Annotated in this window: 22 protein-coding genes; 7 read left to right on the forward strand and 15 right to left on the reverse strand. The window is 42.1% G+C overall.

All coding sequences use genetic code 11. The features are described from left to right. Nucleotides 1-11 precede the first annotated feature (11 nt). From D890_RS0100580 to D890_RS0100590, 3 genes are read left to right on the forward strand one after another with little or no spacing between them, the layout of a single operon-like run. Nucleotides 12-788, forward strand: a complete 777-nt coding sequence (locus D890_RS0100580; protein WP_018962585.1) for an energy-coupling factor transporter transmembrane component T family protein — start codon at nucleotides 12-14, stop codon at nucleotides 786-788. Next, the gene (locus tag D890_RS0100585; RefSeq protein WP_018962586.1) at nucleotides 785-1,624 is read left to right on the forward strand and encodes an energy-coupling factor ABC transporter ATP-binding protein; all 840 of its coding nucleotides are present in this window, start codon (nucleotides 785-787) and stop codon (nucleotides 1,622-1,624) included. The genes D890_RS0100580 and D890_RS0100585 overlap by 4 nt, the downstream gene beginning before the upstream one ends. Continuing rightward, complete coding sequence (locus D890_RS0100590) at nucleotides 1,621-2,454, forward strand: energy-coupling factor ABC transporter ATP-binding protein (protein ID WP_018962587.1); 834 nt, start codon at nucleotides 1,621-1,623, stop codon at nucleotides 2,452-2,454. The genes D890_RS0100585 and D890_RS0100590 overlap by 4 nt, the downstream gene beginning before the upstream one ends. A 9-nt stretch (nucleotides 2,455-2,463) precedes the next feature. Here D890_RS0100590 and D890_RS0100595 read toward each other — a convergent pair whose 3' ends face one another. From D890_RS0100595 to D890_RS0100605, 3 genes are read right to left on the reverse strand one after another with little or no spacing between them, the layout of a single operon-like run. Further along, nucleotides 2,464-3,270 carry a histidinol-phosphatase HisJ family protein gene (locus tag D890_RS0100595; RefSeq protein WP_018962588.1) on the reverse strand — a complete coding sequence of 269 codons (807 nt, stop codon included), beginning with the start codon at nucleotides 3,268-3,270 and terminating at the stop codon, nucleotides 2,464-2,466. After that, nucleotides 3,270-4,148 (reverse strand): hypothetical protein, encoded by an 879-nt coding sequence (locus D890_RS0100600; protein WP_018962589.1) that lies wholly within the window; start codon nucleotides 4,146-4,148, stop codon nucleotides 3,270-3,272. Before D890_RS0100600 ends, D890_RS0100595 begins: the two co-directional genes overlap by 1 nt. Nucleotides 4,149-4,161: 13 nt before the next feature. Then, a complete protein-coding gene (locus D890_RS0100605; protein WP_018962590.1) occupies nucleotides 4,162-4,839 on the reverse strand; it encodes a DUF554 domain-containing protein in 678 nt (225 codons plus the stop codon). Between the two features lie 96 nt (nucleotides 4,840-4,935). Between D890_RS0100605 and D890_RS0100610 the strand changes: the two genes are divergently transcribed. Beyond that, nucleotides 4,936-5,049 carry an RCKP-type rubredoxin-like domain-containing protein gene (locus D890_RS0100610; protein ID WP_018962591.1) on the forward strand — a complete coding sequence of 38 codons (114 nt, stop codon included), beginning with the start codon at nucleotides 4,936-4,938 and terminating at the stop codon, nucleotides 5,047-5,049. Nucleotides 5,050-5,060: 11 nt separating this feature from the next. Here D890_RS0100610 and D890_RS0100615 read toward each other — a convergent pair whose 3' ends face one another. After that, nucleotides 5,061-6,650: a DUF4910 domain-containing protein gene (locus D890_RS0100615; protein ID WP_018962592.1), complete on the reverse strand. Its 1,590-nt coding sequence runs from the start codon at nucleotides 6,648-6,650 to the stop codon at nucleotides 5,061-5,063. A gap of 54 nt (nucleotides 6,651-6,704) precedes the next feature. Here D890_RS0100615 and D890_RS0100620 point away from each other — a divergent pair, with 54 nt between their 5' ends. Genes D890_RS0100620 through fba form a run of 3 tightly spaced genes read left to right on the forward strand, consistent with a single transcriptional unit; the run spans nucleotide 6,705 to nucleotide 10,114 of the window. Further along, on the forward strand, nucleotides 6,705-7,895 hold the full coding sequence (locus tag D890_RS0100620; RefSeq protein WP_026291266.1) for an HD domain-containing protein: 1,191 nt from the start codon (nucleotides 6,705-6,707) through the stop codon (nucleotides 7,893-7,895). 5 nt (nucleotides 7,896-7,900) lie between these two features. Next, the gene (locus D890_RS0100625) at nucleotides 7,901-9,121 is read left to right on the forward strand and encodes a M20 family metallo-hydrolase (RefSeq protein WP_018962594.1); all 1,221 of its coding nucleotides are present in this window, start codon (nucleotides 7,901-7,903) and stop codon (nucleotides 9,119-9,121) included. Between the two features lie 54 nt (nucleotides 9,122-9,175). After that, complete coding sequence (gene fba / locus D890_RS0100630) at nucleotides 9,176-10,114, forward strand: class II fructose-1,6-bisphosphate aldolase (protein WP_018962595.1); 939 nt, start codon at nucleotides 9,176-9,178, stop codon at nucleotides 10,112-10,114. Between the two features lie 89 nt (nucleotides 10,115-10,203). Here fba and D890_RS0100635 read toward each other — a convergent pair whose 3' ends face one another. From D890_RS0100635 to D890_RS0100685, 11 genes are all read right to left on the reverse strand, one after another. Beyond that, nucleotides 10,204-11,457 (reverse strand): hypothetical protein, encoded by a 1,254-nt coding sequence (locus tag D890_RS0100635; RefSeq protein ID WP_018962596.1) that lies wholly within the window; start codon nucleotides 11,455-11,457, stop codon nucleotides 10,204-10,206. 183 nt (nucleotides 11,458-11,640) lie between these two features. Next, on the reverse strand, nucleotides 11,641-11,937 hold the full coding sequence (locus D890_RS0100640) for an SPW repeat domain-containing protein (RefSeq protein ID WP_018962597.1): 297 nt from the start codon (nucleotides 11,935-11,937) through the stop codon (nucleotides 11,641-11,643). A gap of 96 nt (nucleotides 11,938-12,033) precedes the next feature. Beyond that, entirely contained in the window at nucleotides 12,034-12,933 is a 900-nt protein-coding gene (locus tag D890_RS0100645) for an NAD(P)H-dependent flavin oxidoreductase (RefSeq protein ID WP_018962598.1), read from the reverse strand. Next, nucleotides 12,930-13,331 (reverse strand): 3-hydroxyacyl-ACP dehydratase FabZ family protein, encoded by a 402-nt coding sequence (locus tag D890_RS0100650; protein ID WP_018962599.1) that lies wholly within the window; start codon nucleotides 13,329-13,331, stop codon nucleotides 12,930-12,932. Before D890_RS0100650 ends, D890_RS0100645 begins: the two co-directional genes overlap by 4 nt. After that, the gene (locus D890_RS0100655) at nucleotides 13,316-13,615 is read right to left on the reverse strand and encodes an anti-sigma factor family protein (RefSeq protein ID WP_040363471.1); all 300 of its coding nucleotides are present in this window, start codon (nucleotides 13,613-13,615) and stop codon (nucleotides 13,316-13,318) included. The genes D890_RS0100650 and D890_RS0100655 overlap by 16 nt, the downstream gene beginning before the upstream one ends. Next, on the reverse strand, nucleotides 13,542-14,114 hold the full coding sequence (locus D890_RS0100660; RefSeq protein ID WP_018962601.1) for an RNA polymerase sigma factor: 573 nt from the start codon (nucleotides 14,112-14,114) through the stop codon (nucleotides 13,542-13,544). Before D890_RS0100660 ends, D890_RS0100655 begins: the two co-directional genes overlap by 74 nt. After that, nucleotides 14,104-15,324, reverse strand: a complete 1,221-nt coding sequence (gene fabF, locus D890_RS0100665; protein WP_018962602.1) for a beta-ketoacyl-ACP synthase II — start codon at nucleotides 15,322-15,324, stop codon at nucleotides 14,104-14,106. Before fabF ends, D890_RS0100660 begins: the two co-directional genes overlap by 11 nt. Continuing rightward, nucleotides 15,321-15,536: an acyl carrier protein gene (locus D890_RS0100670; protein ID WP_018962603.1), complete on the reverse strand. Its 216-nt coding sequence runs from the start codon at nucleotides 15,534-15,536 to the stop codon at nucleotides 15,321-15,323. Before D890_RS0100670 ends, fabF begins: the two co-directional genes overlap by 4 nt. A gap of 52 nt (nucleotides 15,537-15,588) precedes the next feature. Then, nucleotides 15,589-16,263, reverse strand: coding sequence for an SDR family NAD(P)-dependent oxidoreductase (locus tag D890_RS0100675; RefSeq protein WP_018962604.1), 675 nt, complete (start codon nucleotides 16,261-16,263; stop codon nucleotides 15,589-15,591). Beyond that, the gene (locus tag D890_RS0100680; RefSeq protein ID WP_245533111.1) at nucleotides 16,244-17,089 is read right to left on the reverse strand and encodes an ACP S-malonyltransferase; all 846 of its coding nucleotides are present in this window, start codon (nucleotides 17,087-17,089) and stop codon (nucleotides 16,244-16,246) included. Before D890_RS0100680 ends, D890_RS0100675 begins: the two co-directional genes overlap by 20 nt. Nucleotides 17,090-17,142: 53 nt before the next feature. Beyond that, entirely contained in the window at nucleotides 17,143-17,985 is an 843-nt protein-coding gene (locus D890_RS0100685; protein ID WP_018962606.1) for an ACP S-malonyltransferase, read from the reverse strand. Between the last annotated feature and the right edge of the window lie 26 nt (nucleotides 17,986-18,011).

Genomic DNA, 18,011 nt, shown 5'->3' on the forward strand with positions numbered 1-18,011 from the left:
GTAAGAGAACAATGGCTCGTGCATTAAGTCTTTATGTTGAAACGAACACCTTCCTACAGAAGCTTGACCCTATGGTCAAGCTTCTGTACATATTGCTTTCCATACTGCTGCCTTTTTTGATTCTTCCTTATAGAGTGGTTGGCCTAACGTTTATTCTCATTAGCTGTTTACTCCTACTTTACGGAAAGGTTTTTAAGAAGGTTTTACCGCTTTTAGGTTTTAGTTTTCTCATTCTCATATCTATAGTAATCATTCAGGGTTTATTCATGCAATCGAATAGAACGCCTGCATTTACCATAGATGGGCTGACGTTTTACAAAGAAGGACTATTATATGCCTGGACGCTGTGCATACGTGTTTTGGATGTACTGCTGGCATTTGCTCTGTTGGTATTGACAACAAGGCCGTCTGATTTAATTCAGTCTTTGGTGAAGCGAGGATTATCACCACGGTTCGGCTATGTTCTTAGCTCTGCTTTGCAAATTATTCCGCAGATGATGTCCGAAGTAGGCAGTATAATGGACGCTCAACGTTCACGCGGATTGGAAACGGAAGGTAACTTATGGACACGTTTGAAAGCATTCGTACCGCTCATAGGACCAGTAGTAATGAGCTCGTTACTGGAGACCAGAGAGAGAGCTATGGCATTGGAAGTCAGGGGGTTCAGCGCCATTGGTAAGAAAACCTTTCTTTTTGATACGGAAATGACCCTATTGGATAAAATACTGGAGTGGGTGCTTGGAATTCTGCTTCTCATAAGCATCATAGTGAGGATCGTTTGGTTGTGAAGAAGACAATTGTGGTGGAGAATCTAAAATACAGGTATCCAAACACCAGCAAGCTGGCCTTGGACAGCATCAGTTTCAGTGTGGATGAGGGCCAGTTCGTCGGCATTGTAGGAAAGAATCTTGCAGGTAAGTCTACGCTTTGCGAAGCGTTAGTGGGATTGGTCCCACATTTCTACAAAGGTGCTTATGGTGGAAAAGTTGTAGTGGATGGTGTTGAGGTACTTAACAGTTCTATTGGGGAAATGGCACGTCATATTGGTATTGTGTTCCAGAATCCGTTTACACAGATTACAGCAGCTAAGCTCACTGTTTATGAAGAAATAGCGTTTGGGCTGGAAAATTTGGGTATGGACCGAGTTGAGATGGTGAAGAGAATCGACTACGTCTTGGATCTCCTTGGCCTTTACGATTTTAAAGATAGAAATCCTTTTGAGCTTTCGGGTGGCCAAATGCAGCGGTTAGCCATAGCCGGTATCATCGCAATGAAACCTACGGTTATCGTTTTGGATGAACCAACGTCTCAATTGGACCCACAAGGATCTGAGGAAGTGTTTAAGGCTGTACAGCGTCTCAGTAAAGAAGGTGTCACTATCGTGATGGTCGAGCAAAAGATGGAAAAAATAGCTCAGTATGCTGACAAAGTAATGCTGATTAGCGAAGGGAAAATGATTGACTTTGATAGTCCGCAAAAACTATTTTCACGTGAAGACTTAGAGAATTTTGGTGTAGAACCACCCGTATTTACGACCATTGCAAAAAAACTCAACGTTAAAGACGAAACAACAGGATTATATCCAGTTACGATAGATGAGGCACGGAGGTTATTTAGTTTATGAACCTGGTAGATGTTAAAAATGTCAGCTTTGCCTACAGTGAAAATAACTTCGTCTTACAGAATATCAGTTTCTCCTTGCAGAAAGGTAGCGTTGCCATTATCGGGCAAAATGGTTCAGGGAAAACCACGTTGGTGAAATTATTAAAAGGTCTGCTAAAACCGAAGGTTGGCGATGTTTTTATCAAAGGTATTAATACGAAAGATACTACAGCTGCCAAACTCGCTAAGACTGTAGGTTTGGTTTTTCAAAATCCCAACGATCAGATATTTAAGAACAAGGTTCTTGATGAGGTTATGTTCGGCCCTTTGAATATTGGGCAGTCTGTGGATGAAGCAAGAGAGAACGCTCTTAGAGCGCTTGAAATCGTGTCACTGACTGAAAAAAGCCAAGAAAATCCTTATGATTTGAGTTTATCTGAGAGGAAACTCATTAGCATTGCATCTATCCTCTCCATGAATACGGATATTGTCATATTTGATGAGCCAACAATCGCTCAAGATTGTTGGGGCAAGACAAGGGTAAAAGATATTGTCCGTCTCTTGGTTTCTGCCGGAAAACTTGTAATCACAATAACCCATGATATGGATTTTGTGGGTGAATGTTTTGAGCGCGTTATTGTTTTAAATAAAGGAAAACTCCTTCTGGATGGCTCTGCCAAGGATGTTTTTTCACAGGAAGATGTCTTATCAGCAGCTTATTTGGAACCGCCTTACATAACGCAGTTATGCCATCAGTTACATTATGATGAAGTGTTTTTAAGCCCAGAATCGTTTATTTCATACTATGAAAGCCACAGGCAGAAAAAAGAAACGAACGACGCAAAACACTAACGGTTTTTGCTATAAGGTAAAAGCGGTTGACTCTACTATTGGTTCGAAAAATGGAACTGTGTTGCGGAATATGACAACATTACCGATGTCGTTTTTCTTCAATATTTGTTCTGCCTTGTCATAGTTCCTCATTATCGCTTCTGTGCGATGTGCATCGCTGCCAACAGAAACCATTGTGCCACCCTTATCGACATATGCTTTTACAATCCATGACATTATCTGAAAATGTTTTTCTACATCAAGTTTGGCAGTGTTTAGTTCCAATGCTTTGCCACGCTTTATAAGTATTTCCAGTATGTTGCCTACGAGCGCTTCATGTTTCTTGTAGCTATCCAAAGTAAGCGGTAGGTAGCGAGCTGGATAATCGAGATGTCCCAGTATCTGATATTGATTCATCATTTCAACGCAGTAGAGGACTTCCTCAAGATACTGTTTTAGGAAATCGTCATAATCTGTTCCTTCGGGTACTTTTGCCACAGAGACCTTACCCAAGTTGTGAACGGAGAGAATAATTGTGTCAAAGGAATATGCGGAGAGTTTCTCTTCTGTCATTTTTAAGTTATCTTTGTTTACACCAGCCTCTATTCCTGTTAGGACCTGCATGCGTGCGACGTTTCTGCGTGAGCTGCTGATGTCTGCAATATATGAATTCACATCGGAAACACCTTCTGACCCATCAGGGTCTTCTAAATCAATGTGATCAGTAATAGCAATATAATGTAGCTGTTTTTCTTGAGCGGTAGAAAAGATATTAACAAGCTCTTCATGGCCATCTGGGGACCAAATAGAGTGCATATGTGCATCAATGGTTATCATTACTTGACTTGAATGTTCTTTGAAACCGTATTTACATTGTACATGTTATCGGATGCAGCTATTTGAACTACGTATTTTCCTGGATTTAACGTTGCAGTTACTGTCACTGGTTCACTATAACTTTCATTTTCAGGCGTTGTGTAAAGATCTTTTTCAGTGTATGTTCCATCGGCTTGGGGCGTAAGTATAGAGATATTTATTTTTGTAGGTTTGGAATACGGACCATCGGTAGCGGTTACGGTGAAAGAAAGTGTTGTCGTCACAACGGACGGTATATTAAAACTCACACGGGGTGGAGCATTCAATATAACTTCATCCGAGCCGCCTGATTCTTCCACTACGCCGAAAAACGTTGCTACTTTAGCAGCAGAAGTCGCTGTGAGCAGGGTATCTATTAACTCTCCATTACTGTTAGTGAATGCGCATACATTGAAGTCTGCACTGGTTCTCAATGTAGAGAACGTCATAGAAACGGGTGTCCAACTTTCTCCTGTAGCTGTTTTTTCAAAGCTCGAAAGGGCGTATTTGACTCCAAGCTCCGAAGGTAAACCACCTTGCAAGAGCAACCAACTTCTGGTGTTATCACGCTGTAATGCATAAGAGGCATCAAAGCACTTGTCGCTGGCATTGACATTTACATAACTTTTCTCGTCATCACTGGTCTCAACATCACTGAGCACTTTTAAATTGAGTGCGTAGTTCGAGAGCACATGATTTGCGGAAGAAAACAAGAGGGGAACAAGATGAGCATAAGACACAAAGAAAAACGCTACAATAACCAATACTACTATCACAATTTTAGCCCAAAGTTGCATCCCTTTGGATTGCTTGGATTTGTTTTTCTTATTTTTTTGCTGCTTAGGTTTTTCAGAGCTCATAATGCTTAATCTATTATAACAAAGTATTGGTCAGCCATGTTAAAAAGATCTGCACTAACAATGAAGGAAGATAATTTCCCACTTTTATCTCCTTAAACCCCAGCATTCGTATGCCTATCATTGCTACCATGAGATTACCTACGGCGGAGAAGTCATTCAGATACATGGGCAGCTTTAAAAAAGCTAAGTGCGCACTGAATAATGCAATAGCACCTTGCACGATAAGTACAGACAATGAGCTCAATAGTACTCCAATACCATATGTAGCTGTGAGAGCCGCTGCTGAAAATCCGTCCATTACAGATTTGAGAAAAAGTACGCTGTAGTCATTAAGTAGCCCCGCATTTATGCTACCAATAATGGTCATCGGGCCTACAACAAATAATGTTGTAGCTGATACAAAACCTTCAGTAAGTTTTTGACCTTGGAATCGCTTTTGCAACCTATCTGTTAGGTGTCCTATCCTTCCTTCAATATCTAATGCTGTTCCAATGACCCCACCCATAAGTAGGGAAATTAAAACGATGCTGGCATTGTTCATATCCTTTATTCCATATATACCTAAGGCGAGAACCAACACGCCTACAGAGTCCGATATGACACTGCGATAGCGCTGTAAAGGTTTTATGAACAACAAACCTCCTACAGAACCTAAGAGAACGGCCAACGTATTTACATAAACACCGCGCATGGTACTTATGCTATATTTTAGCAATCTTGAGGTTGCTATTATGGATTAAAATATGTCTTATTCAAGAACCTTTGCTATAAGGAGGTAAATAGGTATATGGCCGTATGGAAATGCAGTGTATGCGGGTACGAAAAAGAAGGTAAATGCAAGCCCAAGAAGTGCCCTGAGTGTGGCAGTACTGGCACTTTTGAAAAGAAAGCAGAGCAGTAGTCTTTTATTTTTTAGCTATTTTCAGGTTCTAAGAAAGTTTTTACAGCGTCCTCATATACATTTTCGTCGAAGGAGCCTGACTCTGCCTTAAGTACAGCCTCTATATCTGCCATCCCCATAAACCTGCTCAATATGATGGTCTGTGCCAATAGGACATCTAATGCGGGCTGTTTTTCCTTAAAGCTCCGTGCTCTTAGGAACGTCTCTATGGCTCTACTCTGCATAGGCATCACAGCCTTAAAAGGTTCTGGTTTTGTTGTAGGCTGCCATGTATTTTCTATGTTTGTGCTTAAACGTTTATTCAAGAAATACGCTAAAACATCTGCACCAGATGGGTTTTCAGCCAGTTGCTTGCCATAGAAGTGTTGTGCCCAACCCTGCACGATATGTGGTTGTGGCTGATCCAAAGCCTTTATGGTGGAAGCTACGGCTTCTGTTATGGTTTCAAATACGTTCCAATCTGTTTTGTCCAAATAATCGCCAGAAGAATGATAGTAAGTATCTGGCCATGTGATTGGCATTACGCCGGGTATGCCCTTCAATGTAAACGGGGCATGATCTGAGCCTAAGCCGTACTCTTCTTCTCTCATTTTCAACATGTTTTGCCCATTTTCGCAAAGACGGGAAAGGTAATACCAAAGGTAAGCATCAACTGGGTGTAGCAATGCCCATGGGTCATGGTTTAGGTTTATAACGCTTCCACTCAGTATTTGAGAAGCAGCTATCATGTCCAAGTTTATATTAGCTTCTATGGGCATCTGAGCATCTTTCTCAAGCCATTGGACTGTTCCGTAATGCTCTGGTACCCAAAGAAAAATCACATTTATGCCGGTTGGCTTATTTTTCAGTAATTTTTGAGCGACATGTATTAGGCCCGCACTTCCTGAAGCATTGTCGTCGGAACCAGGACCTACATGGCAATAATGAGCCGTTAGTACGATGTTGCGCTGACTTCCGGTATCTATTCGGGCTTCCACGACAGGCATGCGCTCTACCTTGAAAAGGCTATCAACACTGAGGTGTACTTGCAGTTCACTATTTCTCAAACACTTTTTGAGGCGTTTAGCTATGCTTGGTTTTACTTGCATAACAGGGATTGCCTTCAGCTCTTCAATGTGACTTTTTAGTAAAAAGAGACCTCTGTATGTATAAACATCTACGTCACGGTCTTGGTACCACAAAACTCCAATAGCGCCTTCATTGGAAGCCTTATAGAGCGCAACCAATGGTTCTTCAGAAGTGAAAGCTATTTTCCCATTTACATTTGACCAATCTTCGTTGGGACACACTAAAACTCCTTCCACATCCCCAGCAGGTGAATACGGAACTACGGCCAGCAAGTGTTCTTCCGTAGAAGAGAGCACTTCGCTGCCTTGTGGCGCTTTTAGCTCGCAAATGCCGTGTTTTACTTCCCAACCCATGGGCATGGTCATGCCCATGACTGTTTCTTCGCCATCGTAAGAATAATAATGTGTGACCACGTTCATACCCAGATTTTGTGCTGTTTCAGCGATTAACTCTGCTGCTTCTATAAGGCCTGTTGTGCCCTGCAACCGATCCATGGACGAAAGTAAACCCCATACCCTTCTTGTAGGATCCATACATGCATCACCTCAAACACAGTTTAAGCCATAAAGCATAATATAATTGAATTTGTGAAGTCACTGGTGGCAAAAGTTATCAGAGACCCTCTTTACGGGGACATAAAACTTAATTATTTGGAAGCTGCTTTGGTGGACCATGTTGCTTTTCAACGGCTCAGACGTATAACTCAGCTTGCTGGTGCTCCGTTTGTTTATCCTTCTGCTGTCCATACGCGCTTTTCCCATTCGCTGGGAACCATGTACGTGGCTAAACGTTATGCAGAGGCACTGGAGCTCAATGCCAGTGATGCGTTAATAACATCGCTTTGTGCACTTCTACATGATTTAGGACATGGACCATTCAGCCATTGCTTTGAAGACGCAGTAAGAGGGAAACCCTACTGTTTTAACCATGAGAAGATGGGGATACGCCTTATAAGAACCATGGAGAGAGATGTGCTGGACTATTGTTCAGACAAAATCATTTCTGGCCTCGAGGAGGAAGCAAGGCAATATGGTTTCCAAAATGTAGAAGCTTACATACATTGGGCGCTGGATGAGACTGCCAATGCCATGGTTGATGATGATTACAGAAATCGCATAGTGGATGGTCCCATGGGTGCCGACCGGTTAGACTTCATCGCGCGTGATGCTTATTTCACCGGCGTTAGTGCATTTAACACGGTTGACATTTTCCGATTAACAGGCAATGCCATGCTCATTGATGGTAAGCTTGTATTTAGAAGCAAGGTTGTAGATAACATTTATGGCCTTAGTGTAGGACGTTTTCTCATGTACAAGAACGTTTACTACCACAAAACGAGTCGAGCGGCTGAACTTATGATGCAACTGATGATGAGAGAAGCCCTGAAAGAGGGACTAATAGAAGACTACATGGATGATGACAACTTCGTTTTCTTTGATGAACCATCGCTTATTGGACTTTTGCAAAGCAAAGGAAAGAAAAGCAAGGAAATGTGGGATAAACTTATCCGAAGAAAGCTGTGGAAAGTCGTTAGAGAAATGGTTGTAAAACCCGATGACCTCAACAATGTGCTTGGCGATCTGAAAGCGCATTTCGATGCTCAATACATTGATGTACCTGAAAAACTTAACTTAGCAAATGCTGGTGACTACGATGATATTCTTGTTTTAACCGATGAAGGCATCGTAAAAACCCTGATTGATTTTGAGAAGGAAACTGGTTATTCGTTGCTTCAAGAAGAAAGTAGTTTGTTTGTAAGAGTTTACAAGGAGGTGTGAATCATATGGACAAGTTAGAAGAATTGGTGAACAGTTATGAACAGCAGATGGTGGACATGTTATGCAAGCTTGTAAGTATTAAAGCGGTCAACGTGCGCTCTGGCGAGGGCCAGAGTGAATGGGATCGTGTGAGGTTTTTTGAGCCTATCTTAAAGGAGTTGGGCTTGAATACACAGATTGTAACAGCACCTGACCCATTGGTGCCAGAAGGAAGACCGAATTTACTTGCAGTTCTACCTGGTGAAGATACCAGTAGAACATTATGGTTTATCGGTCACTTGGATACAGTGCCTGCAGGAGACCCCAGTTTGTGGTCACATGACCCATTCACTGCTCATGTGGAAAATGGAAAGATTTATGGAAGGGGTGCTGAAGACAACGGTCAGGCCGTTATCACCAGTCTATTTGCCGTTAAGGCATTAATTGAATCAGGTATAAAACCAAAAGTGAACATTGGGTTGGCATTTGTGGCCGATGAGGAAACAGGTTCTGACTACGGTATTATCTACCTTATTGACCAAGGGATTTTTAAGTCTACTGACATGGCTGTAGTGCCAGATTCTGGAGACAGCCAGGGTTCGTTTATCGAAGTAGCAGAAAAGTCCATGATGTGGTTGAAGTTCAAAGTATTAGGTAAGCAAACTCACGCGTCCATGCCTAACAGCGGTATCAATGCACACAAGGTTGGTATGATGTTCGCTTTAGCTGTGGACGAGGCGCTTCACGATAATTTCAGCGACCGAGATCAGCTATTTGAGCCACCGTTTAGCACATTCGAAATAACCAAGAAAGAAGCCAATGTAGAAAACATCAATACCATACCTGGTTCTGATATCTTCTATATGGATTTGAGAATTCTTCCCGATGAAAACCTCGACGACATACTCAAAGTTATTGATGAGCTTAGAAGTTATTACGAGTATGAATACAAGGTCAGGATTGAAGTGGAGATTATGCAGCGTAGTGACGCTCCAGCACCGACAGATCCTAATCATCCATTAGTGAAGAAGATGGCAGAGGTTGTTAAGGAGACACGCGGTATAGAGCCTAAGGTGGGCGGCATTGGCGGAGGAACATGCGCAGCGCCACTTCGTAGGGTCGGTATACCATCCGTTGTTTGGGCTACCATTGATGAGCTCGCTCACCAGCCTGACGAATACGCAAAGATTGAGAATTTAACAAAAGATACACTGGTCTTTGCCAAATTGATGAGTAAAATGGAGTAGAAAAGGGAACAAAGTTAACAGATGAATATCATTTTAGATAGGAGGTTGATTTGATTGCCATACGCAAAAACGAAAGACATATTGAGCAAAGCTAATAATGAGGGGTACGGTGTAGCAGCGTTCAACGTTAATGACTTGGAATTCATACAGGCGATCGTTAAGGCTGCTGTCATGGAAAACTCCCCAGCCATAATCGAAGCATCTGAAGGCGCTTTAAAGTATGCCGGTGACGGTGATGTAGAAAAGGGTGCCTTTGTATTGGTAGACATGGTAAGAAGATATGCCGACGCTGTTCCGGTACCTGTTTCATTGCATCTGGACCACGGGCATGATCTTAAACACATAATGGCTGCAATAAAAGCTGGTTTTACATCTGTTATGATCGATGCTTCTGATAAGCCGCTGGAGGAGAATATTAGAATTACACGCCAGGTTGTGGAAATAGCCCATGCAGCAAATGTGGCAGTAGAAGCTGAACTTGGAAAACTTATGGGTATTGAAGATAATGTGTCCAGTTCTGAATCCGTGCTTGTGGATCCCAATGAGGCCAAGCAGTTTGTTACTGAAACACAGGTCGATTTCTTGGCTCCTGCTGTGGGAACAAGCCATGGGGCTTTCAAGTTTAAAGGCGAAGCGAGAATAGATTATGATCGTATCTCCAAGGTGAAAGAACTTACCCAACTTCCATTGGTACTCCATGGTGCGAGTGGTGTGCCTGCAAAATGGGTTGAATTAGCCGAAAAATATGGCGCTGATTTATCCGGGGCAAAGGGTGTTCCCGATGAAGTGCTTCAAGAAGCAGTAAAACGTGGCATAAACAAGATCAATACGGATACCGATTTAAGGATCGCGTTCGTTGCCGGACTTAGAAAGCATCTTACGGAGAATCCAAAGGAGTTTGACCCAAGGAAGTACTTTGAAGAAGCAAAAGAATGCGTGACAGAAGTTGTCCGAGACAGAATGAGGATGACTGGCTCTGCAGGAAAGGCTTAATGTAAGTAATAGACATAACTTTTATAAGAAAGAAGGCTCCCTTTCAAGGGAGCCTTCTTTATACAATACGTTACAAGAATGTCTACAAGTTAGCTTTTTTTATTGTCCTGTAAGAAATAGCAAATGCGTTTCCATACATCTTGCGCTTTTACAAACTGTTGGTAATGCCTCTTGACGTTTCTGTTGTAACGTTCTAATTCCACAGAAACATTTAAGAACGCTTCATTATGAAAATAAGAGCAGACCTTGGGAAGCGTTTTGCTAAGTTTCACGCGCATATCTTGAATTTTGGTGTCATAGTGCTCTCTATCAGTAATGTAGAGAAACAGTGGTTTATACCTGATCCAACCGATACATGCTTTGTAGAAGCGGTCAATAATTTGTGGCGAGTCTGCCTTGACATATTTAAGAGATGTTGGGAGAACACCGTCCATCAGGTGCCTGTAGGTAGAAAAACCATCGTGGAATGTATAACAAGGGACTCTCAGTACTACGTGATCGCTTAGACATGTACTAAGAAACGTGTCTTCTCCTCGAGCTCCAGGCGGATTATAAAAAGGTCTTATCTTTTCTATATTGTCTAAGTTGATGCACAGATTCCCGCCTGTGATGAATTTCGCGTGGTTAACTTCCTCTACAGGGTAGGCTACGTCGTGTGTGAGTACGTCAGTATCAGCGTAAGTCACTCCACCGTTACTCATGACCTTGCGTATGTTTTCCCAATTAACAATGTCATTGCTTATCGCTTCTATGAACATACGAAAGTCATCTTCTGTTAGCACATTGTTGAATTCTATGTAGGGAATAGGAGATATGTAGCCGCAATGATAACCGTTAGTTATATCTGCATCCTTTATGTACTTTAAGTGGGTCCTTAGGACTTGTTGCCCGCTCCACACAGCCAATGAACGGGTATTAGTTACAGCCATGGGGTATTCATCGTCGTCGAGGAACAGCAGATAATCTACGTTGTTCTTTATTGCCGTGTATAGAATCCGGTTGCGTTTTCCTGCGTAACTATTCCAAAAAATGAGCTTTGCTTCATCTTCAGTTACAACGTTTTTATCCACCAGCTTAGCCATTTCGCTTGCTATAGTGGAATCGCCAATGAAATGCGTTTCGTCTATGAGGTTTAGAACATCTTTGCTAATATTTTTATAATCTTCAGGTTTTGTATCGGAATAAGACAAATCATAGGCTACCAATAAACTCAAACGTATGTTATCACGATCAGTTAGGCCGGATTCCTGAAAATTATATATGTAGGACCGAAGAACTTTTCTAAAACTCTTTCTGCCTGTGGCAAAACCAATTCCTATTTTAAGATTATTTTCAGCTCTCATATGATAATCCCTCGCTTGTCTTTATATTGTCGTACTTGCTATTTTTAATAGTTCGATTGTTCTTATGCATTGCAGACAATACTTATTTTAAGCGTGAAATACGTAAATGAAGTCTACTAAAGAAGAAGGAGCCTTCCTAAGAAGGCTCCTTCTTGCCGAATGTAAGCAAGGATAAAGACTGTTTTACTTATTTGATCCGCCCAAAGCAGCGAATCCTGCGATAGCAATCAAAATACCAACGATGACATTGTTCCACATGTACGCGGAACCCGTGGTCCAGAAGAACGCTGTAACCAGTGCCCATAGGCCAAGTATTACACCTAACCATTTCTGCCAAGATTTTTCAGCAGGGAACATATAGGCACAAATAGCTACAACTATACCCACTATGATTCCGTTCCACATTGCACCAGATGATGCCTTAATGATAAATGGCGCCAAAAGGTACCACAAACCAAGTAAACCAACTAACCATTGCATATCTCTGCACCTCCTTGGGCAAATTCTTCTTTTTCTTGCCCAATGGTTTTATACCCTCTGGCAGCCATTCTTATGCAATTAATTGTGTCACTATGGTTACAGTGATTTTCCTACTATATTTTGAATAATTCTCTTTACGGGGAGGATGTCTTTTATAAGCCCTGCTGATTGCCCCATCATAAACGCACCATTCTCTAAATCTCCTTCAACGGCACGTATGAGAGCACCTAACATCAGTTGGGAAAATTCCTGTTCATCTCCGCGATATTCAGCATCTATAAGCCTAAGGGCCAAATTGTTTCTCCATATGCGAACGGTATGTTTGAACCGTCTGCCGACCTCTACTGTCGAACGCTCATTAGCTCTTAGTACCACATCTTTATATGCAGGGCTTATTGGAGCTTCCTCAGAGGCAACAAAACGTGTTCCCATTTGCACACCTACAGCGCCCATGGCTCTCATAGCGTTATAGCTGTCTGCATCAACGATGCCGCCGGCAGCTACTACTGGTACACTTACTGTTTTTAATACTGCATTTACCAAAACGATGGTCGTTACTTCTCCGATATGGCCTCCCGATTCTTTACCTTCTGCAATAACGGCGTCTGCACCTATTTTTTCTAACATTAAAGCCTGGTTTGCTGACCCCACCAGCGGCAATATCTTTATACCCTTTTCTTTTAGCGTTTTCATGAAGCTGGAAGGATTGCCTGCTCCAGTTGTTATAACAGGGGGACACTCTTCTAAAACGACTTTTATTTGGTCTTGCCAAAATTCACTTTGGAGCATCAAGTTTACCCCAAATGGCTTTGACGTGCGAGACCGAACTTCACGAATTTGGTCTCGTAACTCTTCTGGCGTCATCGATGCGCCACCTAAAATTCCTAATCCTCCTGCTTCACTTACGGCAGCAGCTAAAGGAGCTTTTGCAACACGAGCCATACCACCTTGTATAATGGGATATTCAATACCAAGCAGTTCTTCTAAAGAGATCATTTTTCTTTCGCCACCTTAAAGACAATTTTCGCTTCGCTTACTAACGTGTTTTCTTTAAAAATCATTCCTCTGCCAAAATAGAAACCAGCTTTTTCATTCTCCAATGTCGCTTTTATAGTAATGTGGTCTCCGGGAAAAAGAGGTTGTAAAAATCTGGCTTGTTCAACGCGGGCCAGCAATGGCAAACCAGGCGTTTTCACCAGCAAACCCAATGTTTGAGCAACGGCTTCTATGTGAAGAACGCCGGGAAAAATTGGATAATCAGGGAAATGCCCCTGAAAAAAAGGCAGATTTGGGTCTATATAATATTGTGCCTCACAATAATTGTCTTTTGTTTCAAAACTGTCCACAAATAAAAATGGCCATTTGTGAGGCAACGGAATTATCTTTTCTTCCACAGTAAAGCGCCTCCTGCAGCCAAAAGGACACCGACACCTACGCTTCCAACAATCCATGGCGTAATAGACGTCTTGCCTTTTGCCAATGTCACGATGTCTTTTTCTGGTTTGTGCGTGTAATTTACTAAACTTCTCAACTCATCGAAAAGCTCATCCCAATTTTGCAGTTCATTGTAGCAGTCATTGCATGTATTGAGGTGTGCTGATACATCATTTATTTGGTTTTTTGTTAATTCGCCTCTCAGGAATTCCGGTATCAGTTCCTGCACTTCTTTGCACTCCATCGTTTTCACCTCCTTCTAACTTTTTTCTCAAAGCTTTACGGGCGCGATGTAGTTGTACGCGCACGTTTTCCTCTGTTATGTCGAGCATTCTTGCTATGTCCTTTATGGGGAAGTTGTATATGTCTCTCAGAACAATTAATGCTCTTTGGCTATCTGGGAGGTCCATAACAGCCATTTCTAACATTAGATGCATATCTTCGGCCGTATGAAAATTGGGCTCAACATAAACAATCTTTTTCTTCTTTCTAAGCAATTGAAGTGCCGTATTTGCTGTAACTCGATAAAGCCACGTACTTAAACTGCTTTCATTTCTAAATGACTTTATTTTTGACCAAAGTATCCATGCTACCTCTTGTGTTACATCTTCTGCATCTTCTCTGTTTCCAACGAGGCGATACGCTAATGTGTAAATTTCGCGCTCAAATTGGTTGAATAATTCTTGAAATGCTTTAGGATCGCCACGTTTTACTTTTTCAATGAGAACATGCTCAACCTTCATAACGTTTTAGCACCACTACGGAATTATGCCCACCGAAGCCTAAGGATTCCTTTAATACGTAGTTTATTTCACGCTTTTCAGCTTTGTTGGGTACATAGTAGAGATCACACTCTTCAGCCGGCTCTTGGAAGTTTATGGTCGGTGGAATCATCTGTTCTTGCAGAGCGAGCACGGAAGCGACTGTCTCTACTGCACCTGATGCACCGAGCAAATGTCCTATCATGGATTTTATAGAGCTTACAGGAATATTGTAGGCATGTTCACCAAACGCTTTCTTTAATGACTTCGTCTCTATAACATCGTTCAGCGGGGTAGAGGTTCCGTGCGCACATACATAATCTATCTGCTCGGGTTGTATGTTCGCTTTCTTCAATGCTTTTAGTATGGCTCTGGACTGCGGTTCTGCTGACGGATCCGGTGCTGTTACATGATAGCCGTCGCAAGTTGCGCCATAGCCCACAATTTCTGCCAAGGGCGTAGCGCCTCTACTTAGTGCATGTTCCAGCGTTTCCAGGACTAAAGCACCTGCACCTTCTCCCATTACAAAACCTGAATGGTTTTTATCAAAAGGTCTTGATGCAGTTGGTTCATTCATGGGTGATAGGGCTTTCATGTTGTAGAAGCTGGTAATGCCCAGAGGTGTTATGCTCGCTTCAGAACCACCCACCAGTACGGCGTTTAAGTCATCTTCCTGTTGAAGAAGGTTGAAACCTTGACCAATGGCATCTAAGGAAGCAGCACAAGCTGTGGTGGGGGCAAAAGCTGGCCCGTGAAATCCATTTTGAATAGCAATATTGGCAGCAGCTATGTTGACAATAGATGCGGGAACGGTAAAGGGTGAAACGGTTTTTTGTCCTTTAGTATAGAGATTAATGATCTGCGTTTCTAAAAACTCCAGTCCACCCATACCCGATGCAAAAACAACACCCACACTATAGGGGTCGACTTCATGCAAATTCGCCATTTCCAATGCTTCATGAGCTGCTACAGATCCGAATTGCGTAAAACGGTCCATCCTTTTTGCATCTTTTTTGTCAAAATACTGCAAAGGATCAAAGTCAACTTCTCCAGCAAATTTCACTGGCAGCTCGCTATAACGTGTGATAGGTTTTATACCGTTAGCGCCCGAGAATATTCCCTCTTTGAATGGGCTTAGCCCCACCCCGAAAGGTGTGACTACGCCCATTCCCGTTATTACAATGCGTTTCATGCATTACCACCGAGAACGCGCATAAGATCTCCAACAGTCTTGATTTCAGAAAGTTTTTCTTCTGGTATGGAGTAACCCTTTTGCTCCAAAGACAACGTCAAATCCACTAAACCCAAAGAATCTACACCTAAGCTTTCAAAAGTGGTTTCCTCTGTAAGATTTTCCGTAGGATAACCATTTTCTTCTAACAAACCCTTAATCATTTCCATCATGTTAGCTTGAACCTCCTTAATAAATTTGTTTGTTATAACATAAAACACGTTTTTAGGAGATAAAGAATCCTCCATCAACGTAAATATTCTGTCCCGTTATGAAAGAAGATAACGGGGAAAGCAAAAAGCAGATCGCATTTGCGATCTCTTCTGGTGCAGCCAACCTTTTTAGCAGGTTGTGTTGTATAAAACCTTGTTTGACAGGTTCGGGCAGCTGCGTAGTCATCTTCGTGTCCACCAAACCTGGTGAAATTGCATTGACGCGTATGCCTTTCCTTGCCCATTCTTTCGCCAATGTTTTGGTCAGCGCTTCCAATCCAGCTTTAGAAGCTGAGTAAGCAGCTTGACCAATGTTACCCCATTGACCTACTATGGAACTTAGAAACACGACACTGCTTTGAGGTTTTAAAGCCATGTAAAAATGTTTTGCAGTCAGAAAAGCTCCAGTGAGGTTAGTGTTTATAACCTCCATCCAATCGGATAAACTCAGTAAGCCTACGGGCTTATCAATGGTCACTCCGGCAGTGTACAATAAACCATCCAGCATTTTCGACCACGAACTGTATGGTTTGAAAGACTCCTCGTCGGTAACATCCAAATAGTTCTCACTTTTCCGACTTAGCATGATTACCTTTGCGTTTTCTTCCTCCAACGCTTTGGAAACGGCTTTACCAATGTCTCCACTACCTACTACAGCAAACGTTTTTTCAGATAGATGCCACTTCATGAACTAGTACCACCTTCTGGCTTGTTAGTTTGGCTAGAAGTGGTTCCAGGTTGATTTCCACAAGCATATCGAGATTTCTTTGTCCTAAGAATGCAACAGTTCTTGTCCAGTCCACAGGATTTGCCAAGGAACGCGCTAATAGCTCTATGATTTGATTATAATCGGTCACTACATCGTCAGCTATGTTTAAATAAACGTCGAATTGTGGATTTTTGCCTGGCACGCTCTTTAGGAATTCATAAAATTCTTCGGAAGCTTTCTCCAAATAGGGTGTATGGAAAGGTTTGTTCCCTTGGATCCTCTTGTATGCGATGCGCTCTGATTTCAGAAAAGCTTCTACGTTCTCGAGGTCTTTCTCAAGCCCTCCAATAAGCACTTGCCTATCACTATTTATGTTTGAATAAAAAACTTTGCCTTTGAACGTTTCTACTACTGTGTCTGCCGTTTCTTTGTTTCTCAAAGCCATAAGCCATCCGTCTGGGCACAATTCCTGCATGTAATAACCACGAGCACGGACAACCCTGTAAAGCGTTTGCAAATCCCATACCCCGGCCTCCCATAAAGCAGCATATTCCCCCAAGCTGTGACCTACTGCTATCTCTGGTTTGTCCAAATCTTCTGCCAAGGAAACCTGCATTAATGTGATGGCAGGTTGTGCATTTATGGTCTTGTTTAGCTCTTCCTGCGGACCTACCCACGTGAGCTCAAGTAGCTTTGGATCCTCCGTTGTAAGTAATGTTTCTACTCTTTTACTAAAATATTTTCCCATGCCAACTTTTTGAATCCCTTGGCCAGGGAACAAATGTGCGATTTTTTGCATTATCATCACCTCAATATAGTTAGATGCATCTTATAGGGGAAATGTTACAAGGGGTCAGACTAAATGTCTAAATGGTAATATTCCACAGCATTATGAGTGGTAATTCCAGTAAACTTCGACAGGTATGGGTGAGGATAAACTTCTACCAAAGCATCGATGTCACTGCGTTTAACAAATTCCTGCGCTTGAAGCCAGTTGATGGGTTTTATTAGCCCTAAAGAAAGGCCTTCTACTACATCATCGTAACTGCGTATGACGTGGTTCAGTGCATTGAGATAAACAGGAAACTCAGGAACTTTGCCACGATTGAGCGTCAGAAAAGAATGTAGCCTTTTTGCAGCTTTTTCCATAAAGGGCGTGTGAAACGGAGCAGAAATAGGAAGTAAATGGTAATTAACATGGTTATCTTCTAAATATGATTTTACCTGAACCCATTTTTCTTCAAGTCCGGCTACTACTACTTTATCTGCGCTGTTGATAGCTGCTTCGTAAACGTCCTTAAATTCATTTAAAAGATCATTTTTTATTTCCGCTGGTATTTGGACCATAAATCCCTTTGGTGCAGACGACTGGCTAAAATGACCACGAGCGCGAATAATTTCGAAACCTGTGCGGACATCCCATACTTTCGCTTCTACCAACGCTGCGTACTCACCGGAGCTATGCCCCAATGCTAAAGCAGGTGGAGGAAGTTTTTCCATGAGCGATGTTTCAACTAAATAAATAGCAGGCTGAACATAAAATGTTTCTGTAAGCACTTTTTCATCATTATTGGCGAGCATATCTACCAATTGTGGAAAACTTTCGCTGGCTATCTGGTTTATTTTCTTCGAAAAATAAGTCTCCATGTCAGGGAACTGAGCCCCTTGGCCCGGATATGCATGTGCTATCTTGCCTGCCATAAATATATTATAAATCACTTACAATG

Origin of the sequence: Coprothermobacter platensis DSM 11748, assembly GCF_000378005.1 — a bacterium.
Lineage (GTDB): Bacteria > Coprothermobacterota > Coprothermobacteria > Coprothermobacterales > Coprothermobacteraceae > Coprothermobacter > Coprothermobacter platensis.